This window comes from Trebonia kvetii (genome assembly GCF_007827045.1).
Taxonomy (GTDB): Bacteria; Actinomycetota; Actinomycetes; order Streptosporangiales; family Streptosporangiaceae; genus Trebonia; species Trebonia kvetii.
The window spans coordinates 377,307-397,775 of record NZ_RPFW01000003.1; the positions used below are offsets into that span (position 1 = coordinate 377,307).

The following is a 20,469-nucleotide window of genomic DNA, read 5'->3' on the forward strand; positions in this document are numbered from 1 at the left end:
AGCAAAGTGCACGGCATGCCTGGCAGTGATACGCCACGTGACCAGCCACACACGGGCCAGGACGGCGGAGCTCTGCCCGGCAAGGCCGGCCTGCGGCAGCGCGTGCTCGCGGCCCGTGCGGCAATGCCAGAATCCGCGCGTACCGACGCCAGCCGCCTCATCAGGGATCATGTGCTCGAAATGCCGGAGGTGGCCGCCGCTGGCACGATAGCGGCGTATTACTCGGTCGGCACCGAGCCGGGCACGCACAGCCTCGTCTTCGCGCTGTGGAAGCGCGGCAGTTATGTAATTCTTCCCGTTCTGCTCCCCGACGGCGACCTTGACTGGGCGTCCTACGAGGGGCCGGATGCGCTCGCACCAGGGCCCCGGGACATGCTCCAGCCGACGGAGCCGGTTCGCGGCCCGGGGACGGTGGCCCGCGCCGATATCGTCCTGGTCCCGGCGCTCGCGGTCGACGCCGCGGGCAACCGGCTCGGCAGGGGCGGCGGCTCCTATGACCGGGCGCTCGCCAGGGTCGGCGGCCAGGTGCCCACGATCGCGCTGCTCTACGACGGCGAACTGCTGCCCGGCGTGCCCGCCGAGCCGCACGACAGGCCCGTCCGCGCGGTCGCCCGTCCCGGTGACGGCATCACCTGGCTGTAGCCGGGCGAGGACCTTGGGGGGTACGGGGGTCGTCCCCCCGGGGGATGCAGCGCGGAATGCGAGGGTGGCCTGCGCGGTTATCCTTAGCAGTCTGCTACTGAGACTGCTAATCTAGCGAACTGAATTTGGTTCCGCCTGGGAGGAATTCGTGCCCACATACCAGTACGCCTGCACCGAGTGCGGTGGCCAGCTCGAAGCGGTGCAGAAGTTCACCGACGAGCCGCTCACCGTGCATGAGGACTGCGGCGGCCGGCTGCGCAAGGTCTTCTCGCCCGTGGGCATCGTGTTCAAGGGGTCCGGCTTCTACCGGACCGACAGCCGCGGCAGCGGCTCATCCAGCGGCACGTCGTCTTCGGCCGCCGCCGCGGCCAAGGACAGCGGATCGTCGTCCGCGGGCTCCGCGGACTCGTCCTCGTCGAGCTCCTCGTCCGCCTCAGGCGGCGAGAAGGCCACGGCGTCGGCGAGCTCGACCGCGAGCAGTGGTAGTTCCTCGGGCGAAAAGGTCGCCTGAGCCCGTGGCCGCGGTGGCGGACATCGGGGTCATCGGCGGGTCAGGGTTCTACGAGTTCCTGACCGGCGCCGAGGAAGTCCGGGTGGACACCCCGTTCGGTGAGCCGAGCGAGACGCTGCTCGTCGGTGAGGCCGGTGGCAAGCGGGTGGCCTTCCTCCCGCGGCACGGCAAGGACCACCGGTTCCCGCCGCACAAGATCCCGTACCGCGCCAACCTGTGGGCGATGCGTGCGCTCGGCGTGCGGCGCATCCTGGCGCCAAGCGCGGTGGGCTCGCTCACCACGTCCTATGGCCCTGGCACGCTGATCGTTCCCGACCAGCTCGTGGACCGGACCACCAGCCGGGTGCAGACCTTCTACGACGAGTACGCGGTGCACGTGCCGTTCGCCGACCCGTACTGCCCGTCGGGCCGTGGGCACGCCATCGGCACCGCCAGGCGGGCGGGCTGGGTGCCCGCCGGTTCCGGCACGCTCGTCGTCATCGACGGCCCGCGGTTCTCCACTCGCGCCGAGTCGCAGTGGTATGCCGCCCAGGGCTGGACGCTGATCGGGATGACCGCGCACCCCGAGGCGGTGCTCGCTCGCGAACTTGCCCTCTGCTACACGAATCTCGCCCTGGTCACCGACACCGACGCTGGCGTCGAGGAGGGCGAGGGGGTCACCCAGGCGGAGGTGTTCGAGGTCTTCGCCAAGAACATCACCCGGCTCCGTGAACTGGTGGCGAAGATCATCGAGGCGTTTCCCGACGAACGTGAGGATGACCTGTGCGCCCACGCGCTCGACGGCATCCGGTTGCCGATCGACCTGCCTTAGCCCGCGCGGTCCCGCTGGGCGGAAAGTCCGACCAGTCCGAAATGTGACACTTCGTAGGTCCGACATTTCATGACCGGTCAACCGGGGTAATGTCATTGGCGTGACTGACTTGGAGATCCCGGCCACCGGCTCGGCCACACTGCACGTGCTGCACGAAGGCTACGTCGGGCTCAACGGCGACGACGCCCGGGTGAGCGGGACGGTGACGCTGATCATGGACGGCGATGCGGTCATCGTCGTCGATCCGGGCATGGTGGCCGACAGGGACGCGCTGCTCGCGGCCCTGGCCGCACAGGGCCCCGGCCCCGGTGACGTGACCGACGTGGTGTTCAGCCACCACCATCCGGACCACACGGTGAACGCCGCGCTGTTCCGCAACGCGCGCATCCACGACCACTGGGCCATCTACCAGGGAGACCGCTGGACGGACCGGGATGCGCACGGGGCACTGCTTGCCCCGTCGGTGCGATTGCTGCGCACGCCGGGCCACACTGGCGAGGACATCTCCACCATCGCATCGACGGCCGACGGCGTATACGCGTGCACGCACGCCTGGTGGTTCGCCGACGGCCCGGAGGAGGACCCACTCGGCACCGACGCCGCGGCGCTCAAGGCGAGCAGGGACCTGCTGCTGTCGTTCGCCACGGTGCTGGTCCCCGGTCACGGGGCGCCATTCCGTCCTGACGCGCACGCGTAACACCGGGGTGGGCATCGGCGTTCTGCCAGATATGGGGGACTCTGCGCTCAGATGCGCTCCCCGCGGACCGAAGTGGCGAGTCTCCGGTGGCTGACTGGCCGCTCATCTCGGAACTTGGCCCCGTCGGTGCCCTGCCGACCGCCCCGCGGCTCGCTCGCGGTTTCGTCACGGTCACGCTCAGCAACTGGGGGCTCGACGACCTGACCGACACCACGGAACTGGTGGTCAGCGAGCTGAGCGCGAACGTGGTCCGCGCGTCGGCGAACCCCGATGGCAGCCCGCGATACGACGCGGAAGGCAAGCTGCCGCTGCTGTGGATCCGCCTGCTCAGCGACCGCGTACGACTGCTTATCGAGGTCTGGGACACGGTGCCGCCGACACTCGGCGCGCCGGTGCCGAGGCATCCGGAGCCAGACGAGGAGTCCGGCAGGGGCCTGGAGATCATCGAGACCCTGGCGGTGGACTGGGGCTGGGAAACGGTCCTCGGCTGGGCCGGCAAGAAGGTCTGGGCGATACTTAAGATCGTTTAGGGGTGTGGGGGAGCCGCGCACTCGTTCGGGACTGATCGTTCCGGGCAGCCACCCGCTCCGCGGACATGACGCCGGGCGGGTGCGATCGTGACCGCCCCGCCCGGAGTGCCTTCCCCATGCCGTCGCTAACGGCGTCCCCTGCCGAAGTAGCTGGCCCGCACCCGGTCGAGGAGGATCGCGATGCCGAGCACCGCGCCCTGGACGACCTGCTGGTAGTACGGCGAGACATGCAGCGCGAGCAGGCCGTTGGCGATGAACTCGAGCAGGATCGCGCCGGCTGCGACGCCGACGATCCGGCCTTCGCCGCCGAACAGCGAGACGCCGCCGACGACCGCCGCTGCGATCGCGATGAGTTCCCAGCCGGGGCCGACGGACGGGTCGGCGACGTTCATCCGGCCGATCTCCACCATGCCGACGAGCCCGGCGAGCAGCGCGCTCGCGACGTAGGTGCCGACGATCCTGCGACGGATCGGGATGCCGGCCAGCCTGGCGGCCTCCTTGTTGCCGCCGACCGCGTAGACCTGCCGGCCGATGTAGGTGCGCTCGAGGACGAACCAGGCGATCAGCGCGACGCCCACGAAGAACAGCGCGGGTATCGGAATCTGCCAGAGATAACCCGTTGAGACGTTGGCGAACAGCGCGGAGATCCCGTTGATCGGGGTCCCGCTGGTGATCGCGAGCGACAGGCCCTGCGCGGTGGTGTAGGTGACAAGCGTGATGACGAACGGCGGCACGTTGAGCCGGGTGACCATCGAGCCGTGCCAGAAGCCGACGGCGCCGCAGATGATCAGGGTGATCAGGATCGCGGGTACGGCGGGGATGCCCTGGTTGACGTTGAACCAGGCGGCGAGGATGCCGGCTAGGCCGGCCAGCGCGCCAACCGACAGGTCGATGCCGCCGGTCAGGATGACAAGCGACTCGCCGATGGCCAAGATGCCCGTCTGCGACAGGTCGCGGCCCATCACCTGGAGGTTCCCGACGCTCTTGTACGTGGGCGCGTTGATCGCGATGACGATGAAAACCACCACGCAGGCGAGGACCACGCCCGCCTCTGGTGATTCGGCGAGCCGCCGCAGCACCCGGCCCGCCGCCCCGCGGGCGGAAGCCTGCGATGTCGGTGGAGTCGTCTGCGGCACGGTGCTCTGGGCGGTCATTCTCAGGCTCCGTTCATGGGGGCTGGGGTCGGCACGGCTTCTGCGGCTTCGGCACTGACCTGTGCCGTGCCGGCGGCGGCCGACATGATGCGTTCCTTGGTGGCGTCCTGGTGCGGCAGCATGGCGGCGATCTTGCCGTGATTCATGACCGCGATCCGGTGACAGATGAGCTGCAGCTCCTCGAGTTCCGACGAGGCGACGAGCACCGCCATGCCGTCCGCCGCGGCCTTCTCGATCAGCCCGTAGATCTCGGCCTTCGCGCCCACGTCGACACCCCGGGTGGGCTCGTCGAGCAGCAGCAGCCGCGGCTTGGTCGCGAAGGCGCGGCCGAAGATGGCCCGCTGCTGGTTACCGCCGGATAGCGAGCCGATGGGCTGGTCCACCGACTGCATGCGGACCCGTACATTGGCGGCGGCCGCCTGGGCTGCCTCCCGCTGCCGCCTGGGGGTGAGCAAGGTCCTGTTGGACAGGGCACGCAGGATCGAGACGGTGATATTGTCCTTGATCGGGGCGAACAGGACGAGCGACTGCTCCTTGCGGTCTTCAGGGATCATCACAATGCCGGCTGCCGTGCCGTCGCCCGGGTTGCGCGGCGCGTACGGCTTGCCGCTGACGGTCATACTGCCGCCGGTGGCAGGCTGAGCGCCGGCCACCGTGTGGATGAGCCGGCTCCGGCCCGAACCCATCAGCCCGGCGATGCCGACGATCTCGCCCACGCGGACGTCAAGGTCGACGGGACCGAGGCCGTCCGCGGTCAGCCTGGTCACCGTCAGCACGACCGGCGCGTCCTCCGCGTGCGGCGGCGGCTCCGTCCTGCTGATCTCACCGCCGACCATGTCCCTGATCAGCCGCTCCTCGGTGGCCTCCGCCGGGGTCAGGTCGGCGACAAGCTTGCCGTTGCGCAGCACGATAATCCGGTCGCTGACCGCGCGCACCTCGTCGAGCCGGTGGCCGATGAACAGCACAGTGCCGTTCCGCTCGGCCACCTGCCGGGCGAGGCCGAGGACCATTTCCGCCTCGACAGGGCCGAGCGCGGAGGTCGGCTCGTCCAGGATGAGCAGCTTCGGTGACCGGCCCCAGGCCTTGGCGATCTCGATGAGCTGCCTAGTCGGGACGGGGAGCGCGCGCACCTCGCGGTTGACGCCGCCGATGGACCGCGGGTCAAGGCCGATGTCACGGAGCATCGCCTCAGCCTCGGCGCGAGTGGCGGCGCGGTCCACAAGACCGCCGCGCCGCGCCTGCTTGGGCCTGCGGCCGAGCAGCAGGTTCTCGGCCACCGAGAGCTGCCCGACCAGCGGGAACTCCTGGGAGACCATGGCGATGCCGACCCGGGCCGCCGCCTCGGTGGAGCCGGCCGACAGGTGCACGCCGTCGATCTCGATGTCGCCGCCGTCGCGGTGCACCGAGCCGGCCAGCGCGCCCATCAGCGTTGACTTGCCGGCCCCGTTCTCGCCCACCACGCCGACCACCTGGCCGGCGTACAGGTCGAGCTCGGGAAGGTCGAGCACTCGGACCGGCCCGTAAGACTTGTGGACGCCCCGCAGCCGCGCGGTGACCGCGCGGCTGGGGGCTTCGGTTTCCTGCGTCACGCGTCAGCCGATGCCGAGCGACGACAGGAGGGAGTTGTAGGAGGACAGGTCCGACTTGGTGACGAGGCCGACACCGGAGGACAGGGTGTAGCCGTCCGAGGACAGGTACGGCTTGATGATCGCCGTCGTGGCCGCGCTGCCCAGGACCTTCTCCGCCGCCAGGATGTAGGCGCCGGTGAAGCCCTGCTGGTAAGGCATCTGGACCACGGTGCCGCCGATGACGCCGGAGCTGATGAAGCCGAGGGTCTGCGTGTCGGAGTCGTCGGACACGATGGAGACCGAGCCGACCTTGTGCGCCGACTGCACGGCCGTGGCGAGCGCCGGGCCGTCGTAGGAGTAGACGCCGTACAGGCCGTTGACGTCAGGGTTGTTGGCCAGGATGGTCTCCGCGTCCGACTGCGCGGTCGACGGCGACAGGTTGTCGTTGACCTTCTGGACGACGGTGATGTTGCTGCCCGCGATCGCCTGCTCGAAGCCGGCGATCCGCTGCGTGGCGTTGGCGGCGGTCAGCGAGCCGACGAGGATCGCGACCTTGCCCGTGCCGTGCAGCAGCTGCTTCATCGCCAGGCCTGCCTGGTAACCCGCCGTAGTGTTCGGCGTGCCCAGGTACAGTCCCTGCGCGGCGGTGCCGGGCAGCGGCGAGTCGATGGGCAGGACGAAAAGGCCCTTGCTCATGTCCGTGGCGATGGTGCCCTTCGCGGACGCCGGGTCGATCGCGGAAATCGAGTAGCCGGTGATGCCCTGCGAGCGCAGCGTCTCGAGCTCGGAGTTCTGCTCGGTCAGCTTGCCGGTCGGCGGCGCGAAGTAGGTGCACTTGCTTGACGAGAGGCCCAGGGCCTTGCAGCCGGCGAGGAAGCCGACCTGGCCGGCCTTCCAGTAGTCAGCCGCGACGTTGACGACCATCGCGATGTTGACCGCCGACAGGCTCTTGCCCTTGAGGGCGGCCGCCAGGGCGGCGTCGAGCTTGGCGAGGCTGCTCTGGTTGAACCCGAGCGAGCCGCTCAGCGCGACCGCCGAAGCCGAGCTGCTCGCGCTGCTCGAGGCGGGCGCGCTGCTCGACGCGGGCGCGCTGCTTGCGGCGGGCGCGCTGCTTGATGCGGCGGGCGCTGACGTCGTGGAGCTTGAGCTTGAACAGGCAGCTGCGAGCGACAGTGCCGCGACCGCGGGGATGGCGGCGAGCGCTCTGCGGTTGATCCTCATTGATGTGTGCCCTTCTTGCCGGTTTGGAGGCGATTTTCTGTGCTGCATTGCCCTCACGGACGACCGCCGGCAGGGCCCGAGCCGCCGGTGTCCGTGAAGTCGAGAAATCTTCACTGTTGAGGCTCTAGTGACTTACGGGATGTATTTGAAGGCTGGGGTGCGGGGAATTACAGCCCCTGCGCCAGCCGGTAGTACGCCTGGTTCCAGCGCATTTCCTTGGTGAACTGGCTTGTTGTGGTGTCCGCGTCGATGACCAGCAGCTCCACGCCGAGCATCTCGGCGAGGTCTGTCAGGTGCTCCCTGGTAAGGGAGCTGGTCATCGCGGTGTGGTGCGGTCCGCCGGCGGTCAGCCAGCTTTCCGCGGAAGTGGACAGGCTTGGCTGGGGCCGCCAGACGGCGCGGGCCACCGGCAGTTTCGGTAGCGGCTCGGGGGGAGCGATCACGTCGATCTCGTTGGCGACGAGACGGAAGCGGTCGCCGAGGTCGGCGAGGCCGACGACGGTGGCAGGGCCGGGAGCGGCGTCGAAGACGAGCCGCACCGGGTCTTCCCTGCCGCCGATGGACAGCGGATGGATTTCACAGGAGGGGGTCTCGGCCGAGATCGACGGGCAGACCTCGAGCATGTGCGCGCCGAGGATGAGCTGGCGGTCCGGCAGCAGGTCGTAGGTGTAGTCCTCCATGAAGCTGGTGCCGCCAGGCAGGCCGGCCGAGGCCGCCTTCAGGGTGCGAACGAGCACGCTTGTCTTCCAGTCGCCCTCCCCGCCGAACCCGTATCCGTCGGCCATCAGCCGCTGGACCGCGAGGCCCGGGAGCTGGCGAAGTCCGCCAAGGTCCTCGAAGTTGGTGGTGAAGGCGCCGAACTCGCCGCTGCCGAGGAACTCGCGCAGCGCGATCTCCTGCCTGGCCGCGTAGCGCAGCGATTCATGCCGGTCGCCGCCCGGGCGAAGCTCGGGCGCGAGCACGTAGGCATCCTCGTATTCGGCGACCAGCTTGCTGACCTGGCTGTCCTCGACCTGATCGACCACGGCAACCAGGTCGTTGACCCCGTAGGTGTTGACCGAAACACCGAAGGTGAGCTGGGCGGCCACCTTGTCGCCTTCGGTCACCGCCACGTCGCGCATGTTGTCGCCGAAGCGGGCGAGCCGCAGCGAGCGGATCTCCGCGCAGCCGATCGCCGCCCGGGTCCAGGCCGCGATCCGGCCGGTCACCCGGGGATCGGAGACGTGTCCGGCGACCGTCTTGCGCGGGACGCCGAGCCGGGTCTGGATGTACCCGAACTCGCGGTCACCGTGCGCCGCCTGGTTCAGGTTCATGAAGTCCATGTCGATGGTGGACCACGGCAGCGCCACGTTCGCCTGCGTGTGCAGGTGGAGCAGCGGCTTGCCGAGCGCGTCAAGGCCGGCGATCCACATCTTCGCCGGCGAGAAGGTGTGCATCCACACGATGAGCCCGATGCAGGAGTCGTCGGCGGTGGCGTCCAGGCACAGTCGCCTGATCGCCGCCGCGTCCTTGAGCACCGGCTTCCACTGCACCTTGACCGCAATGCCCGGGGCCGCGGCGAGGGCGGCCGCGATGGCCTGGGACTGCTCGGCCACCTGGCGCAGGGTCTCCTCGCCGTAGAGATTCTGGCTGCCGGTGACGAACCAGACCTCGCGGGCGGTAGGGGTGCTCATGGTGCGGTGTGCTCCTTTAGCTAAGGGTCTTCTCGGGGTCAGCGTTGGCCGTAGACGTTCTGGTAGCGGTCATACAAGCGGTCGACGTCGGCCGGCGCTATCGGCAGCGGCTCCCCGAGTTGCCGTGAGATGTGCACGCTGCGGGCGACGTCCTCGCACATGACTGCCGCCTTGACCGCCGCGCGCGCGTCGTTGCCGATCGTGAACACGCCGTGGTTGCGCATCAGGACGGCCGGCGAGCGGTGGCCGGCCAGGGTCTCGACGATGCCCTGGCCGATGGAGTCGTCGCCGATCAGCGCGAACGGCCCGATGGGGATGTCGGCGCCGAACTCGTCGGCCATCGCGGTGAGCACGCACGGCACCGGCTCGCCGCGCGCCGCCCACGCGCACGCGTAGGTGGAGTGCGTGTGCGCCACGCCGCCGACGTGCGGCATGTGCCGGTACACGTAGGCGTGGGCGGCGGTGTCGCTCGACGGGGACAGGTCCCCCTCGACCACGGTGCCGTCCAGGTCGCAGACGATCATGGACTCCGGCGTCAGCTCGTCGTAGGAGACGCCGCTCGGCTTGATCACCATCAGCTCATGGCCGGGTACGCGGCCCGAGACATTGCCCGCCGTCCACACGACGAGCCCGTACCTGACAAGTTCCGCGTGGAGGGCGCTCACCTGTTCGCGCAGCGCCTGGATCTCCTTGGTGAGTTCGCTCATGCGGTGGTCGCTCCGTTCCTGCGCGCGCGAAGCCGGTGCAGCACGTCGTTGCCTGCCCATTCCGGCCGGCCGGAGAAGTAGTCGTGCAGCGTCCGGTACTCGGCGAAGAGTTCGTCGTAGGCGTCCGCCCGGGCTGGGTCGGGCACGTAGGCGGCGTGCTCGCACTGCCCCATCGCCGCGGCGGCGGCGGTCACGTCGGCGTGCAGCCCGGCGGCGACCGCGGCGTGCAGCGCGGACCCGACCGCGGGCGCCTGGTCAGAGCCGGCGACCGAGACCGGGCGGCGCAGCACGTCGGCGTAGATCTGCATCAGCAGCCGGTTGCGCTTGAGGCCGCCGGCCACGATGAACTCGGTGACGGGGACGCCTGCGGCGTCGAAGGCTTCCACGATGACCCTGGTGCCGTAGGCCGTGGCCTCGAGCAGGGCGAGGTAGACGTCCTCCGGCGTGCTTGCCAGGGTCAGGCCGGCGATGACGCCCGACAGATGGTGGTCGACGAGGATGGACCGGTTGCCGCCCATCCAGTCGAGCGCAATCAGCCCGTGCGCGCCAACCGGCCGTCCCTCGACCCGGCTCGACAGGTACTCGTGCAGGCTCTGGCCGCGCACCGCGGCCTCGGCGAGGTAGTCCTCGGGGACGCCGAGGCCGGTCCACCAGGCGAAGATGTCGCCGACCGCGCTCTGCCCCGCCTCGTAGCCGTACTTGCCCGCGATGATCCCGCCGTCCACCACGCCGCAGATGCCAGGCACGTCGGCGAGCAGGTCGCCGTTCATCACGTGGCAGGTGGATGTGCCCATGATGGCGAGCATCTGGCCGGGCGCGATCGCCTGCGCGGCGGGCGCCGTGACGTGCGCATCGACGTTGCCGATGGCGACGGCGATGCCCTCGGGCAGCCCGGTGAGCCTGGCGCCCTCGGCAGTCAGCGACCCGGCCCTGCTGCCGAGCGCGGAAAGCGGCACGCCGGCGAGCCGGGTCTGCGCGAAGTCGGCGAAGTCGGGGTTGAGCACCTTCAAGTAGTCCGCGGACGGGTAGTGGCCGTCCTGGTAGATCCCCTTGTAGCCGGCGGTGCAGGTGTTGCGCGTTTCCTTGCCGCACAGCTGCCAGATGATCCAGTCGGCCGCCTCGATCCACCGTTCGGTGCGCCGGTAGGTGTCCGGGTCCTCCTCGAGCAGCTGCAGCGCCTTGGCGAACTGCCACTCCGAGGAGATGCGCCCGCCGTACCTGCCGATCCAGTCCTCGTGGCGCGTGTGGGCGAGGTCGTTGATCCGGTCCGCCTGCGGCTGAGCGGCGTGGTGTTTCCACAGCTTCGGCCAGGCGTGCGGGCGGTCGCGCAGTTCGGGGATCTCGCAAAGCGGCGTGCCGTCGCGCAGCACTGGCAGCACGGTGCAAGCCGTGAAGTCGGTGCCGATGCCGGCTACGTCGGCGGGGTCGACGCCGGCGTCGCGCATCGCCTCCCTGACCGCGGTGCCAAGCGCGGAGCGCCAGTCCGCCGGGTCCTGCAGCGCCCAGTCCGGTGGCAGGGGGCGTCTGGTGGACGGCAGCGCGCGCTCGATCGAGCCGTGTACGTACTCGCCGACCCCGGTGCCCAGCTCGGCGCCGTCGCTGGCCCGCACCACCACGGCTCGCGCCGAGAGGGTGCCGAAGTCCACGCCGACTACCAGCTGGCCCGCGGTGCTGTCCGCTGTCACGTCGCCTCGTCTCCCTTGACTGCCAGGCCGCCGCGGTTTCCCGCCGGAACGACTCGGCGGGATGCCCCGTTGGCCCGGGTTGTGCCAACTGCTCGTTGGCTCAGATTGTTAACGTGCTCAATCTGGGGTGTCAATACCCCGATGTCATCTCGTTACCATGGCTCCTGCCGGCGCGCATCCCATAGCGCGTCGGGCTCCGGTCGGTGCTGAGCTGTGCTTATGCAAAAGAGTGACAAGATGAACCGGCTGGTGCGTTGACAGGTGAATCTGTTAGCGTTCACAATCGAGCTGCTGAGAAGCCGTCGCGACGCGAGTCACGACGACCCGGACATGCACTGACGTCGGGGGGTAGTCTTTTGACGCAGCGAGATGCACAGACACGACAATCAAGTGGGGAACTACGTGGTCAGACCCGCCAGAGAGCCGGCGATGACCGACGTCGCCAAGTTGGCAGGCGTCTCGCATCAGACCGTTTCCCGGGTACTGAACGAGCACCCGAACGTCCGCGAGCAGACCCGCCTACGGGTGCAGGCCGCCATCAACGAGCTCGGCTACCGGCCCAATAAGGCAGCGCGGCTGCTCGTCACCGGGACGTCCCAGGTCATCGGAGTGGTGTCCCGGTCCTCTACGCTGTTCGGCCCGGCCGCGACGCTCAGCTCCCTGGCCGAGGAGGCCGTCCGCCGCGGCTTCACCGTCAACGTGGAGAGCGTCCGCACGCTGGACAGGCAGCCGATCGCCGACGCGATCGGCCGGCACCTGGACCAGCGGGTCGCGGGCCTGGTCATCATCGCGCCGGTGGAGTCGGCCAACGACGCACTCGACGACCTCCCCGAGGACATCCCGCTCGTCACCATCGACGGCGACCCCGCCAGGCCGACCGAGCTGGTGACCGTGGATCAGGAGGCCGGCGCCTACGCCGCGACGAAGCACCTGCTCGAGGCCGGGCACGCCACCGTTTGGCACGTGTCAGGCCCCGACGACTGGTTCGACGCCCGCGGCCGCGTCGCCGGCTGGCGCCGCGCGCTGACCGAGGCCGGCGCCGAGATCCCGCCGCTCATGTCCGCGGACTGGCTCGCCGCCTCCGGCTACCGCAACGGCCAGATACTCGCCAGGATGTCCGACGTCACCGCGGTCTTCGCCGCCAACGACCACCTGGCACTCGGCATCCTGCGCGCCCTGCACGAGCGCGGCCGCCGGGTCCCGGAGGACGTCAGCGTGGTCGGCTTCGACGACGTGCCTGAGGCCGCCTACTACATCCCCCCGCTGACCACGGTACGCCCCGACTTCGACGCGGTGGCCGACGCCAGCCTGGACCTCCTACTGGCCCAGATCACCAGCGGCCACCGACTGGGCGACCGCCGAGTCCTAACCCCCACCCTCGTCACCCGCGAAAGCGTCGCCCCGCCCCGCTCCTAGCCAAGGCGGCCAGTAGCGTTCCGGATCATGAAACGCGCCATCGGTAAGCGTCGCGTCGCCGGTCAGCGACACCGCTCCGATATCAAGCCTCAGTAGCCACTTCACCGCTGGGCTCACGGATCCCGATAGCCCCGTCCGCCTCGCCGCAAGGTCGATGATCACGGAACTTTGTATTTCAACGGAACTTCGCTACCCGATTCGGGTAGCGAAGTTCCGCGAGGATCCGAAGTTCCGTGATCACGCCTGCACACCCCGCCGCGACCACGCCACCAGAGTTCCCTCGGGTGCTAGAGACCGCCCGGATCCGCGACAGCCCATAAGCAAACAGCAGCGCCGTGCGCCCAACGGACCGCCGTCACCGGGCCTTTGCGTCAGCCATCTGACGTGACTGCGTGCGCTGCCCTTCCCCCGGTGACCGGAGGAGCGGGGGCGCCGGCGGTTTGGCCGCGCGCCTTCGGGCCCCGGTCTTGGGCCCAGACGAGCGCGCGGACGAACCGCCAAGCCCCAGCCCTCAACTCACAGCCCAAGGAGTCATGGCGAAGCCGAATCAAGGCGATAGCCACGAACCCGTTCGGGAGTACATAGAACGAAAGCCGCCGCGGGCTGGTGCGATCTCCACTCGCACCAGCCCGCGGCTTCCTGCTTTTGACTTGAGAGAACCTACTCGCCGAGAGCCTCGGCCACCCGGCGGTGCGCCTCCCAGATCTCCTCGGGGAGGTTCGGGAACTGCTCGAGGTGCGCCTTGCGGAAGCCGATCTCCTGCTTCCACCGGTCGGTGTCGATGGTGAGCAGCTTGTCGAGGTCGGCCGGTTCGATGTCCAGGCCGTCAAGCACCAGCTCCTCCTTGGCCGGCAGGATGCCGACCGGAGACTCAATGCCGGTCACCTCGCCGTCCCGCAGCTGCATCAGCCACAGCAGTGCGCGCAGGTTGTCCCGGTAGCCGGGCCACAGGAAGTGGCCGTCTTCGGCGTCCCGCTGGAACCAGTTGACGTGCGCGAAGATCGGCTTGTCGGTGCACTGGCCGATGATGGATAGCCAGTGCGCGGCGTAGGGGCCCTCCGGGTAGGACATGAACGGCCGCATCGACATCGGGTCGTAGCGCAGCTGACCATCCAGCCCGTCGGCGGCGAAGGTGGCCTCGGCGCCAAGGGTGAGACCGTCGTAGACGCCCTCGGCCACGTCCCTGATCGCGCGGATCAGCGGCTCGCGGTCCCTGGTCCGGCCGCCGAAGATGATGCCGTCGATCGGCACGCCCACCGGGTTCTCGTAGTCGTCGGCGACGTTCGGGACGTTGGCCAGCGTGGTGGTGAACCGGGAGTTCGGGTGCGCCCACGGGTCGTTCGCCTCGGCGGGCAACCGGTCGGCGATGAGGCCGCCCTTCCAGTCCGTCCAGCCGTCCAGGTCCGCGGGCGGCGCGGACGTGCGGCCCTCGAACCAGACCTCCTGGGTCTTGGCGTTGTAGGCGACGTTGGTGAAGATCGACTTGGAGCCCGGTGCGATCGCCTCGATCGCGGTCGGGTTGGTCTTCTCGTTGGTGTCCTTGGCCACGCCGAACACGCCGAACTCGGGGTTCATGCCGTACAGGCGGCCATCGGAGCCGACCCACATCCAGGCGATGTCGTCGCCGTAGAACTCGACGTAGTAGCGGTCGCCGAGGGCGTCGGGTGACAGCGTCATCGCGAGGTTGGTCTTGCCGGAGGCAGACGGGAAACCGCCGGCGATGTGCCACTTCTTGCCGGTCACCTTGTCGGTGATGCCGAGCAGCATGAACTGCTCGGCGAGGAACTTCTTCGACGCCCAGCCGTCGTAGGCGGCCTGGCGCAGGCCGTGCGCGATCTTGCCGAGCAGCGCGTTGCCGCCGTAGGAGGAGCCGAAGTGCAGGATGGTCCGCTCGTCGGCCACCGTCACGAAGTACCGCTTGTCCTCTGGCGTGCCCTGTCCGAGGTTCTCCAGGTCGCCGGTGACGTGCACGGCGCGGACGAAGCTGTCCGGGTCTGCCAGGTTGTTGATGTACTCGGCGCCGACCCGGGCCATCCGGTTGATGTGCAGCACGACGGCGCGGTTGTCGGTGAGCTGCACGCCCGCGGCGTACTTCTCGACGGGGGAGCCGGGCGGCGACATCAGGTACGGGATCACGTACATGGTCTTGCCCTTGGAGGCTCCGGTCATCAGGCCGGTGAGCTTGGCCTTCATCTCGGCCGCTGGGTACCAGTTGTTGTAGACGCCCTTGTCGGACGGGTTGCTCGTGGCGACGATCGTCCGCTCCTCGGAGCGCGCGGTGTCCTTGTAGTAGCTGCGGGAATAGTAGAGGCCGTTGCCTGCGGGCAGGATCTCGCCGGCCGCCAGGGCCTCCTCGATCAGCCGCGTGTCGTCCTCGACGCTGACGACCTCGATGTTGTCAGCGCCAGTGACACCGGCCCAGTAGCGCACGTACTCACGCACGCTGTCGTTTTTCAGGTGGGCGGCTTCCAGGATGGCATCAACATCGACCACGTACTCGGTCCTCTCGTCTCGTCAAGCACATCGCTTGAGAAGTTGGCGATTTATTCATCTTGACAGGAGAACGGCCGCTCTTGCAGTAAGGGATCTGTCACGCTCATCACATCATGCACTACGGAGAGTAATCGTGACATGCCCGGCGGGAGTAGGCCAAGGTGGCGACGGCTGATCTGCACTTTGGTCTAGGCCTGTGGCCCTGGCCAGCGGGAACGTGATTTCCGCGACACCAGGAAACGCTCGGTAAAGACTTGTGCAAGTCTTCACAAGGCTTGGTCAAGGCCGGAGCCGACGCGGGGGCCGAAGCGGGGGTCAACGCCGGGGCCGACGCGGGGGTCAGCGCCGGAAGTCAGCGGCGGAAGTCAGCGCTTCTTCGCGAGGGTCTTGCTGACCCGCAGCAGGCGCCGCTCCAGGTACGGCGCCGTGGTGAGCGCGTAGGTGCTCGTGAGGTGATGGCTGTCTTGATAGACGAGGACGTTCCCGACCACGGGCTCACACTCGAGCGGCCCGCAGATCAGCGGGTTCATGTCGATGAGCGGTACCTTGCCCTTCGACGCCCGCGCGGCGAAGACCGTCGGGAGGTTCCGCCTGATCGCCTTCGACCTGGGCACGTCGCAGACGGACGGGTCATCGGGGTTCCGCGACACGCACTCGGGGATGTTCCGCCCCACGATCGGGGATTCCTTGATGGCCACCACGGAGATGCCGTGAAGCTGGAGCTGCCGCCAGTACTTGGCCATTCCCATGCCGATTTCCACCGCTGAGGGCCTGCCGACCGCCGGGTGCTTGACCGTGGCTTGGAGCGGGTACTCGCTGGTGATCACGACGTCCGGCTTGATGCGCGTGACCAGGTCGTGCACGACAGCCTTGCCCCAGGCGTGGCAGGGCGTGTACGGGCCGCCGGTCGCCGGGGTGAGCAGCATCGCCGCGCTCAGCGGGCAGACCGCGTGCAGTTCGGTGACCAGCCGCCAGTGCCGCTTCTGCGCAATGGCCTGCAGCGGGCTGAACCAGTCGCCCGCCATCGAGTCACCGACCAGGGCGACGGTCAGCACGGGGTGCGCCAGGTCGCCGTAGTCGCATTCCTTCGGTGTGGGCGAGGCGGCGGGGACGAGGCAGCCCTGCTGCCAGTACGCGGGGAGCTGCAGGGCGGCGGGCGGCGGCAGCACCGGGGCGGGCGTCACCGCGATGATCTTGTCCGCGAGCATGGCGGCGCCCGGGTACCCGGGCCCGAGCTTGCCGTCCCACGGTGACGGCTGGGTGGCGATGAAGAGCGAGACGAGCAGGACGGGCACGGCGGCGATGAACGCGGTCGAGACGGACCGCCAGTTGTGCCCGGACAGCAGGGACGCGGTCCGCACCCTGTCCTCGACCCAGACCTTGGTCAGCCAGGACAGCACCACCGCGAGCACCACGATGCCCGCCGCCGAGGCCAGGTTGATCGAGCGGCCGTTCCACGACATCCACAGCACGATCAGCGGCCAGTGCCACAGGTAAAGGGAGTAGGAGATGCCTCCGGTGAACACCATCGGCCGCGTTGACGTCAGCCGGTGCGGGCCGAAGCGCCCCTCCGGCGAGCCGCCGAGTATCAGCAGTGCCGCGCCCCCGGCGGGCAGCAGCGCGAGCAGCCCTGGGAAGGCGGTCGTGCCGTTCAGCACGAAGGCGGACGCGATCACCAGGCCGAGCCCGGCCCAGCCGAGCGCACCGAGCCGGCCGGCCCGCCTGGTCACCGCTGCCGGCAGCAGCGCGAGCAGTCCGCCGAGCCCGAGTTCCCAGATCCGGGTCGTGGTGACGAAGTAGGCGTCCGCCGGGTTGGCGTTCGTGTCATAGACCGAGTACCACAGCGAGCCCGCGACCACGGCGAGCGCGAGCGCCATGGCCGCGTAGTGCCCGCGGACCCGCCGCGACTCCCGCTGTGCCGTCAGTCCCACGGCCGCGGCGAGGAGGAACAGCAGCGGCCAGCCCAGGTAGAACTGCTCCTCCACGGACAGTGACCAGAAGTGCTGCACCGGGCTCGCTGCGTCGGCCGACTTGAGGTAGTCGACGGCATTCCAGGCGAGCTGCCAGTTCTGGTAGTACAGCGCGCTCGCCCGGATCTGCGCGGCGGTGTCGGCGAGCCGGGTGGCCGGCAGCACAAGCCACGAGAGAAGCCACGTCACGGTCAGCACCAGGGCCGCCGCGGGGACCAGTCGCTTCGCCCGCCGCCCCCAGAACGCGAGGAGGTGCACCCGCCGCGTCTTCTGGTACTCGCGCAGCAGGTGGCCGGTGATCAGGAAGCCGGAGATGACGAAGAAGACGTCCACCCCGGCGAACCCGCCGGGCAGCCACGACGGCTGCAGGTGGTAGATGACCACCATGACGACGGCGATCGCCCGCATCCCCTGGATGTCCGGCCGGAACCCGCGCCCCTTGGCGATCTCTTTCGGCTGCTCCTCGGCCTCGCCGGTCACTTCGCTGGCGGGCAGCGGCCTCTCCTGCACGCTCACGACTACCGAAAGCCTCCGATTGGCTTCAAGCCCGCCGATGATCGGCTCAAAGGGCGATTTATGGCGAAAGCCTACAGAAAATCCGATGGCTGAGCAGCTCGAACCCCGGCGCTCTGTTTTTTTCGTGACACCGCCAGGCAGCGAATGCCTGGTGGCGCCACGTTTTGCGGCACGCGTGTGCCGCTGTTGTTCCCGCTCTGTTACCCGCGTTGGTGGCTTCCCCCGCCCTCGCGGGCGAAACCTGCTCCCGGCCGCGAGCGAGGACTGAGGATATAAGAAGAGTGATCCGCGGCCGGGGTGTCCCCCGGCTGTCCGTCCCAGCCGTCTTCTGAGGCCGCATACCGAACGGGTTCGTGGCTGCGCCCCACCGCCCCCGCCTTCCCCGTCTTCCCGGTCTTCCCCGGCGGCCCGCGAGCGCAGTGGAGAGAAACTCGCCTGTGATTATCCGGCCTCCCGGTGGATTACCTGATGACGGACTCACGGAAGGAGGCACTTTGAGTGATCCCACCCAGCGGTTCACCGGTCTGTACGACGAGTACTACCGAAGGGTCTTGCGGTACGCACTCCAGCACGCCGACCCGGGCGGTGCGGAGGACGTGGCGAACGAGACCTTCCTGATCTCGTGGCGCGGCTCGCCGAGATCCCGCAGCCGCCGCTGCCCTGGCTGCTCGGCGTGGCCCGCAACCTGCTGCGCCAGCAGTTCGGCAGGGCCCGCAGGCAGCAGCGGCTCGCGGACCGCATCGCGGCGCTCACCAGCGACGCCGACCTGCAGGCATGGGACGCGGGCGAGCACGTAGTTGAGCGTGCCGCGGCACTCGACGCCCTCGGCTCGCTGAACGAAGGCGACGTCGAGGCGCTGACCCTGGTCACCTGGCACGGCCTGTCCACCGTGGAAGCGGCGGAGGTCGTCGGCTGCTCGCCGCGCGCCTTCACGGTCCGGCTGCACCGCGCCCGCGGCCGGCTGGCGGACGCGCTGCGGCGCTTCGATGACCAGTCTCCCGCGCACTCGAGGGCGGCACGCGCCGCCGCCGGCCAGGACGGCCGGGCTCCCCTTCTTCGACTATCTGAGGGAAACGGGCGATGAATCTGATGGATGATCCGCTGAACGTGGTCAGCGACCTGCGCCCGGCCGGGCTCGACCGGCTTGCCGAGGACACCTACGCGCGGCGCCGGGCCGGCGACCTGGCCCGCATGCTCGGCGAGCCCGCATCCGGGGGGTTGCTCACGGCGTCCGGGCAGCCCGCGGCGTCCGGGCTGCCGGCGGCGTCCGGGCTACCGGCGCCGGCCGGCGGTCTTCGCTCCCGTGTGCTGGCAAGCCGTGCGATCGGGCCGCGCGTCCTCGTGGCCGCCGGTGCCGCACTTACCGCCGCCGCGGTGGTGGCGGCGGTACTGATCGCTTCGCCGGTGCACGGGCACCCGGCCCAGAGGCCTGCCCAGTCCAGCGGCGGGCCGGCCGGCGGCGTGCCCGCCGGCGGGACGCACAGCACCCAAGCCGTCCTGCTCACCGCCGCGCACGTCGCTGCGGCCCAGCCTGCCGGGGTCGGCTCGTTCTGGTACGTCAAGGAGCGCGACTTCCAGCCGACCGCCCCCGTGTACGGGGGCAAGGGCAGGCCTACTAAGGGCGTCAAGGTCGCCAGGGAGTACGGCGCGTCATTCGCGGCCACCGAGGAGAGCTGGACCGGCGCCTCGCGGACGCGGACGATCGTCAACGAGAACCTGGTGTTCGGCTTCGCGTCGGCGGCGGCGAAGAAGAGGTGGGAGGCGGCGGGCTCTCCGAAGCTGGCCGGCCAGGCGGGCATCGGTCGCACCGGACCGGTAACCAGCGACTACCCGTTCGGCGGCTACTCCTACAACATCGGCGCGATCAAGGTCAGCATCGCGAAAGCGGGGAAGCTGCCGACGACCCCTGGCAGGCTTGCGCTGCTGCTGCACCGGGCGTGGAAGGGGCTGACCCCGCAGCAGCGGGCGGCGACCGTCGGGGTGGCCAATCCGTCCTACGCGCAGTACCACTTCCAGGTGGCCGGCGCGCTGCTCACCGGTCCGGTCACGCCCGGCACCAGGTCGGCGGTCTACGGCCTGCTCGCCAAGGAGTCCGGTCTCACGGTCGCGACGAACGTCACGGACCCGCTCGGCCGGACAGGCACCGCCATCGGTGACGGCGGCACCGGCGACTTCCTGATCATCAGCCCGGCCACCGCCCAGGTGCTTGACCTGACCACCTACCCGGTGCGCACGGGCAGCACGATTTCCGGGAGGCTCGACGGCACCGAGGCCTACCTGTCGATGGGGTGGACCGACAGGCTCGGTACTCCGGCCGCCTCCTAAGCTCGCTCCCTGGACAGTGATGCTCGCCCCGCGGCCGTAGCAACGGCCGCGGGGCGAGCATCGTGATTGACGGGCTGCGTCGCAGGCAGCTAGCACCTCGTCACCATCGGTACCAGCGGCTGCGCGTGCCGCCTTCGCCGACGCGGACCAGGAAGCCGATCAGCCAGATGACGAGGATCGCCAGCGCGATCCACCACAGGACGTGGATGGCGAAGCCGAGCCCGCCGAGGATAATCGCGAGCAGTAGAACGAGCAGGATGATTCCCATTGGGTTATTCCTTCCGGTGACGGATGCGCGGGTCATCCGTTCGTTGGTCTGCTCTCGGTTACCCCGAACACGGGTGGCTATTCCGCGCTCTTTCGCTGACCGCCATGACGTTCCCCATCTGGTCCCGCGCCGTTCGGCGTTTTGGGCCGCGGTGGTGGCCCGGTGGCCAATGAGCAGGGCGATCCCTGGTGTGAACGGGCAGGCCACGGGTAGCCGTGCTGGCCTGTTCGCCGTTTCGATCCCGGGGGAGCCGTATGGGGCGTGCTGGCAATTCAGGCCGCG

General features: G+C 69.3%; 17 protein-coding genes. 8 read left to right on the forward strand and 9 right to left on the reverse strand.

From position 1 onward, the window contains the following. Positions 1–15 precede the first annotated feature (15 nt). The 5 genes from EAS64_RS16550 to EAS64_RS16570 all read left to right on the forward strand — a co-directional run bounded on the left by EAS64_RS16550 (position 16) and on the right by EAS64_RS16570 (position 3,191). Positions 16–642, forward strand: a complete 627-nt coding sequence (locus EAS64_RS16550; RefSeq protein ID WP_145853899.1) for a 5-formyltetrahydrofolate cyclo-ligase — start codon at positions 16–18, stop codon at positions 640–642. Positions 643–790: 148 nt separating this feature from the next. Then, positions 791–1,153 (forward strand): FmdB family zinc ribbon protein, encoded by a 363-nt coding sequence (locus EAS64_RS16555; protein WP_145853900.1) that lies wholly within the window; start codon positions 791–793, stop codon positions 1,151–1,153. Positions 1,154–1,157: 4 nt separating this feature from the next. Beyond that, positions 1,158–1,964, forward strand: a complete 807-nt coding sequence (locus EAS64_RS16560) for an S-methyl-5'-thioadenosine phosphorylase (protein WP_145853901.1) — start codon at positions 1,158–1,160, stop codon at positions 1,962–1,964. Between the two features lie 100 nt (positions 1,965–2,064). Then, positions 2,065–2,661: an MBL fold metallo-hydrolase gene (locus EAS64_RS16565; protein WP_145853902.1), complete on the forward strand. Its 597-nt coding sequence runs from the start codon at positions 2,065–2,067 to the stop codon at positions 2,659–2,661. 86 nt (positions 2,662–2,747) lie between these two features. Next, positions 2,748–3,191: an ATP-binding protein gene (locus EAS64_RS16570; protein ID WP_187365968.1), complete on the forward strand. Its 444-nt coding sequence runs from the start codon at positions 2,748–2,750 to the stop codon at positions 3,189–3,191. Between the two features lie 125 nt (positions 3,192–3,316). Here EAS64_RS16570 and EAS64_RS16575 read toward each other — a convergent pair whose 3' ends face one another. The 6 genes from EAS64_RS16575 to EAS64_RS16600 all read right to left on the reverse strand — a co-directional run bounded on the left by EAS64_RS16575 (position 3,317) and on the right by EAS64_RS16600 (position 11,172). Then, on the reverse strand, positions 3,317–4,345 hold the full coding sequence (locus tag EAS64_RS16575; RefSeq protein WP_145853904.1) for an ABC transporter permease: 1,029 nt from the start codon (positions 4,343–4,345) through the stop codon (positions 3,317–3,319). Positions 4,346–4,347: 2 nt separating this feature from the next. After that, positions 4,348–5,934 (reverse strand): sugar ABC transporter ATP-binding protein, encoded by a 1,587-nt coding sequence (locus EAS64_RS16580; protein ID WP_145853905.1) that lies wholly within the window; start codon positions 5,932–5,934, stop codon positions 4,348–4,350. Between the two features lie 3 nt (positions 5,935–5,937). Beyond that, on the reverse strand, positions 5,938–7,134 hold the full coding sequence (locus EAS64_RS16585) for a substrate-binding domain-containing protein (RefSeq protein ID WP_145853906.1): 1,197 nt from the start codon (positions 7,132–7,134) through the stop codon (positions 5,938–5,940). A gap of 167 nt (positions 7,135–7,301) precedes the next feature. Beyond that, positions 7,302–8,807, reverse strand: a complete 1,506-nt coding sequence (gene araA / locus EAS64_RS16590) for an L-arabinose isomerase (RefSeq protein ID WP_145853907.1) — start codon at positions 8,805–8,807, stop codon at positions 7,302–7,304. Positions 8,808–8,845: 38 nt separating this feature from the next. After that, the gene (locus EAS64_RS16595) at positions 8,846–9,514 is read right to left on the reverse strand and encodes an L-ribulose-5-phosphate 4-epimerase (protein ID WP_145853908.1); all 669 of its coding nucleotides are present in this window, start codon (positions 9,512–9,514) and stop codon (positions 8,846–8,848) included. Continuing rightward, positions 9,511–11,172, reverse strand: a complete 1,662-nt coding sequence (locus EAS64_RS16600) for a ribulokinase (RefSeq protein ID WP_222849434.1) — start codon at positions 11,170–11,172, stop codon at positions 9,511–9,513. Before EAS64_RS16600 ends, EAS64_RS16595 begins: the two co-directional genes overlap by 4 nt. A gap of 456 nt (positions 11,173–11,628) precedes the next feature. Here EAS64_RS16600 and EAS64_RS16605 point away from each other — a divergent pair, with 456 nt between their 5' ends. Next, positions 11,629–12,615, forward strand: coding sequence for a LacI family DNA-binding transcriptional regulator (locus EAS64_RS16605; protein ID WP_145853910.1), 987 nt, complete (start codon positions 11,629–11,631; stop codon positions 12,613–12,615). 660 nt (positions 12,616–13,275) lie between these two features. Here the strand turns inward: EAS64_RS16605 and EAS64_RS16610 are convergent. Both EAS64_RS16610 and EAS64_RS16615 read right to left on the reverse strand, forming a co-directional pair. Continuing rightward, positions 13,276–15,108, reverse strand: a complete 1,833-nt coding sequence (locus EAS64_RS16610; protein ID WP_145853911.1) for a phosphoenolpyruvate carboxykinase (GTP) — start codon at positions 15,106–15,108, stop codon at positions 13,276–13,278. Positions 15,109–15,473: 365 nt separating this feature from the next. Continuing rightward, a complete protein-coding gene (locus EAS64_RS16615; protein WP_145853912.1) occupies positions 15,474–17,594 on the reverse strand; it encodes an acyltransferase family protein in 2,121 nt (706 codons plus the stop codon). A 622-nt stretch (positions 17,595–18,216) separates the two neighbouring features. Here EAS64_RS16615 and EAS64_RS16625 point away from each other — a divergent pair. Next, positions 18,217–18,678 carry an RNA polymerase sigma factor gene (locus tag EAS64_RS16625; protein WP_145853913.1) on the forward strand — a complete coding sequence of 154 codons (462 nt, stop codon included), beginning with the start codon at positions 18,217–18,219 and terminating at the stop codon, positions 18,676–18,678. After that, positions 18,675–19,919, forward strand: a complete 1,245-nt coding sequence (locus EAS64_RS16630; protein WP_145853914.1) for a CU044_5270 family protein — start codon at positions 18,675–18,677, stop codon at positions 19,917–19,919. The genes EAS64_RS16625 and EAS64_RS16630 overlap by 4 nt, the downstream gene beginning before the upstream one ends. A gap of 100 nt (positions 19,920–20,019) precedes the next feature. Here EAS64_RS16630 and EAS64_RS16635 read toward each other — a convergent pair whose 3' ends face one another. Further along, on the reverse strand, positions 20,020–20,187 hold the full coding sequence (locus EAS64_RS16635; RefSeq protein WP_145853915.1) for a hydrophobic protein: 168 nt from the start codon (positions 20,185–20,187) through the stop codon (positions 20,020–20,022). Positions 20,188–20,469: the final 282 nt, after the last annotated feature.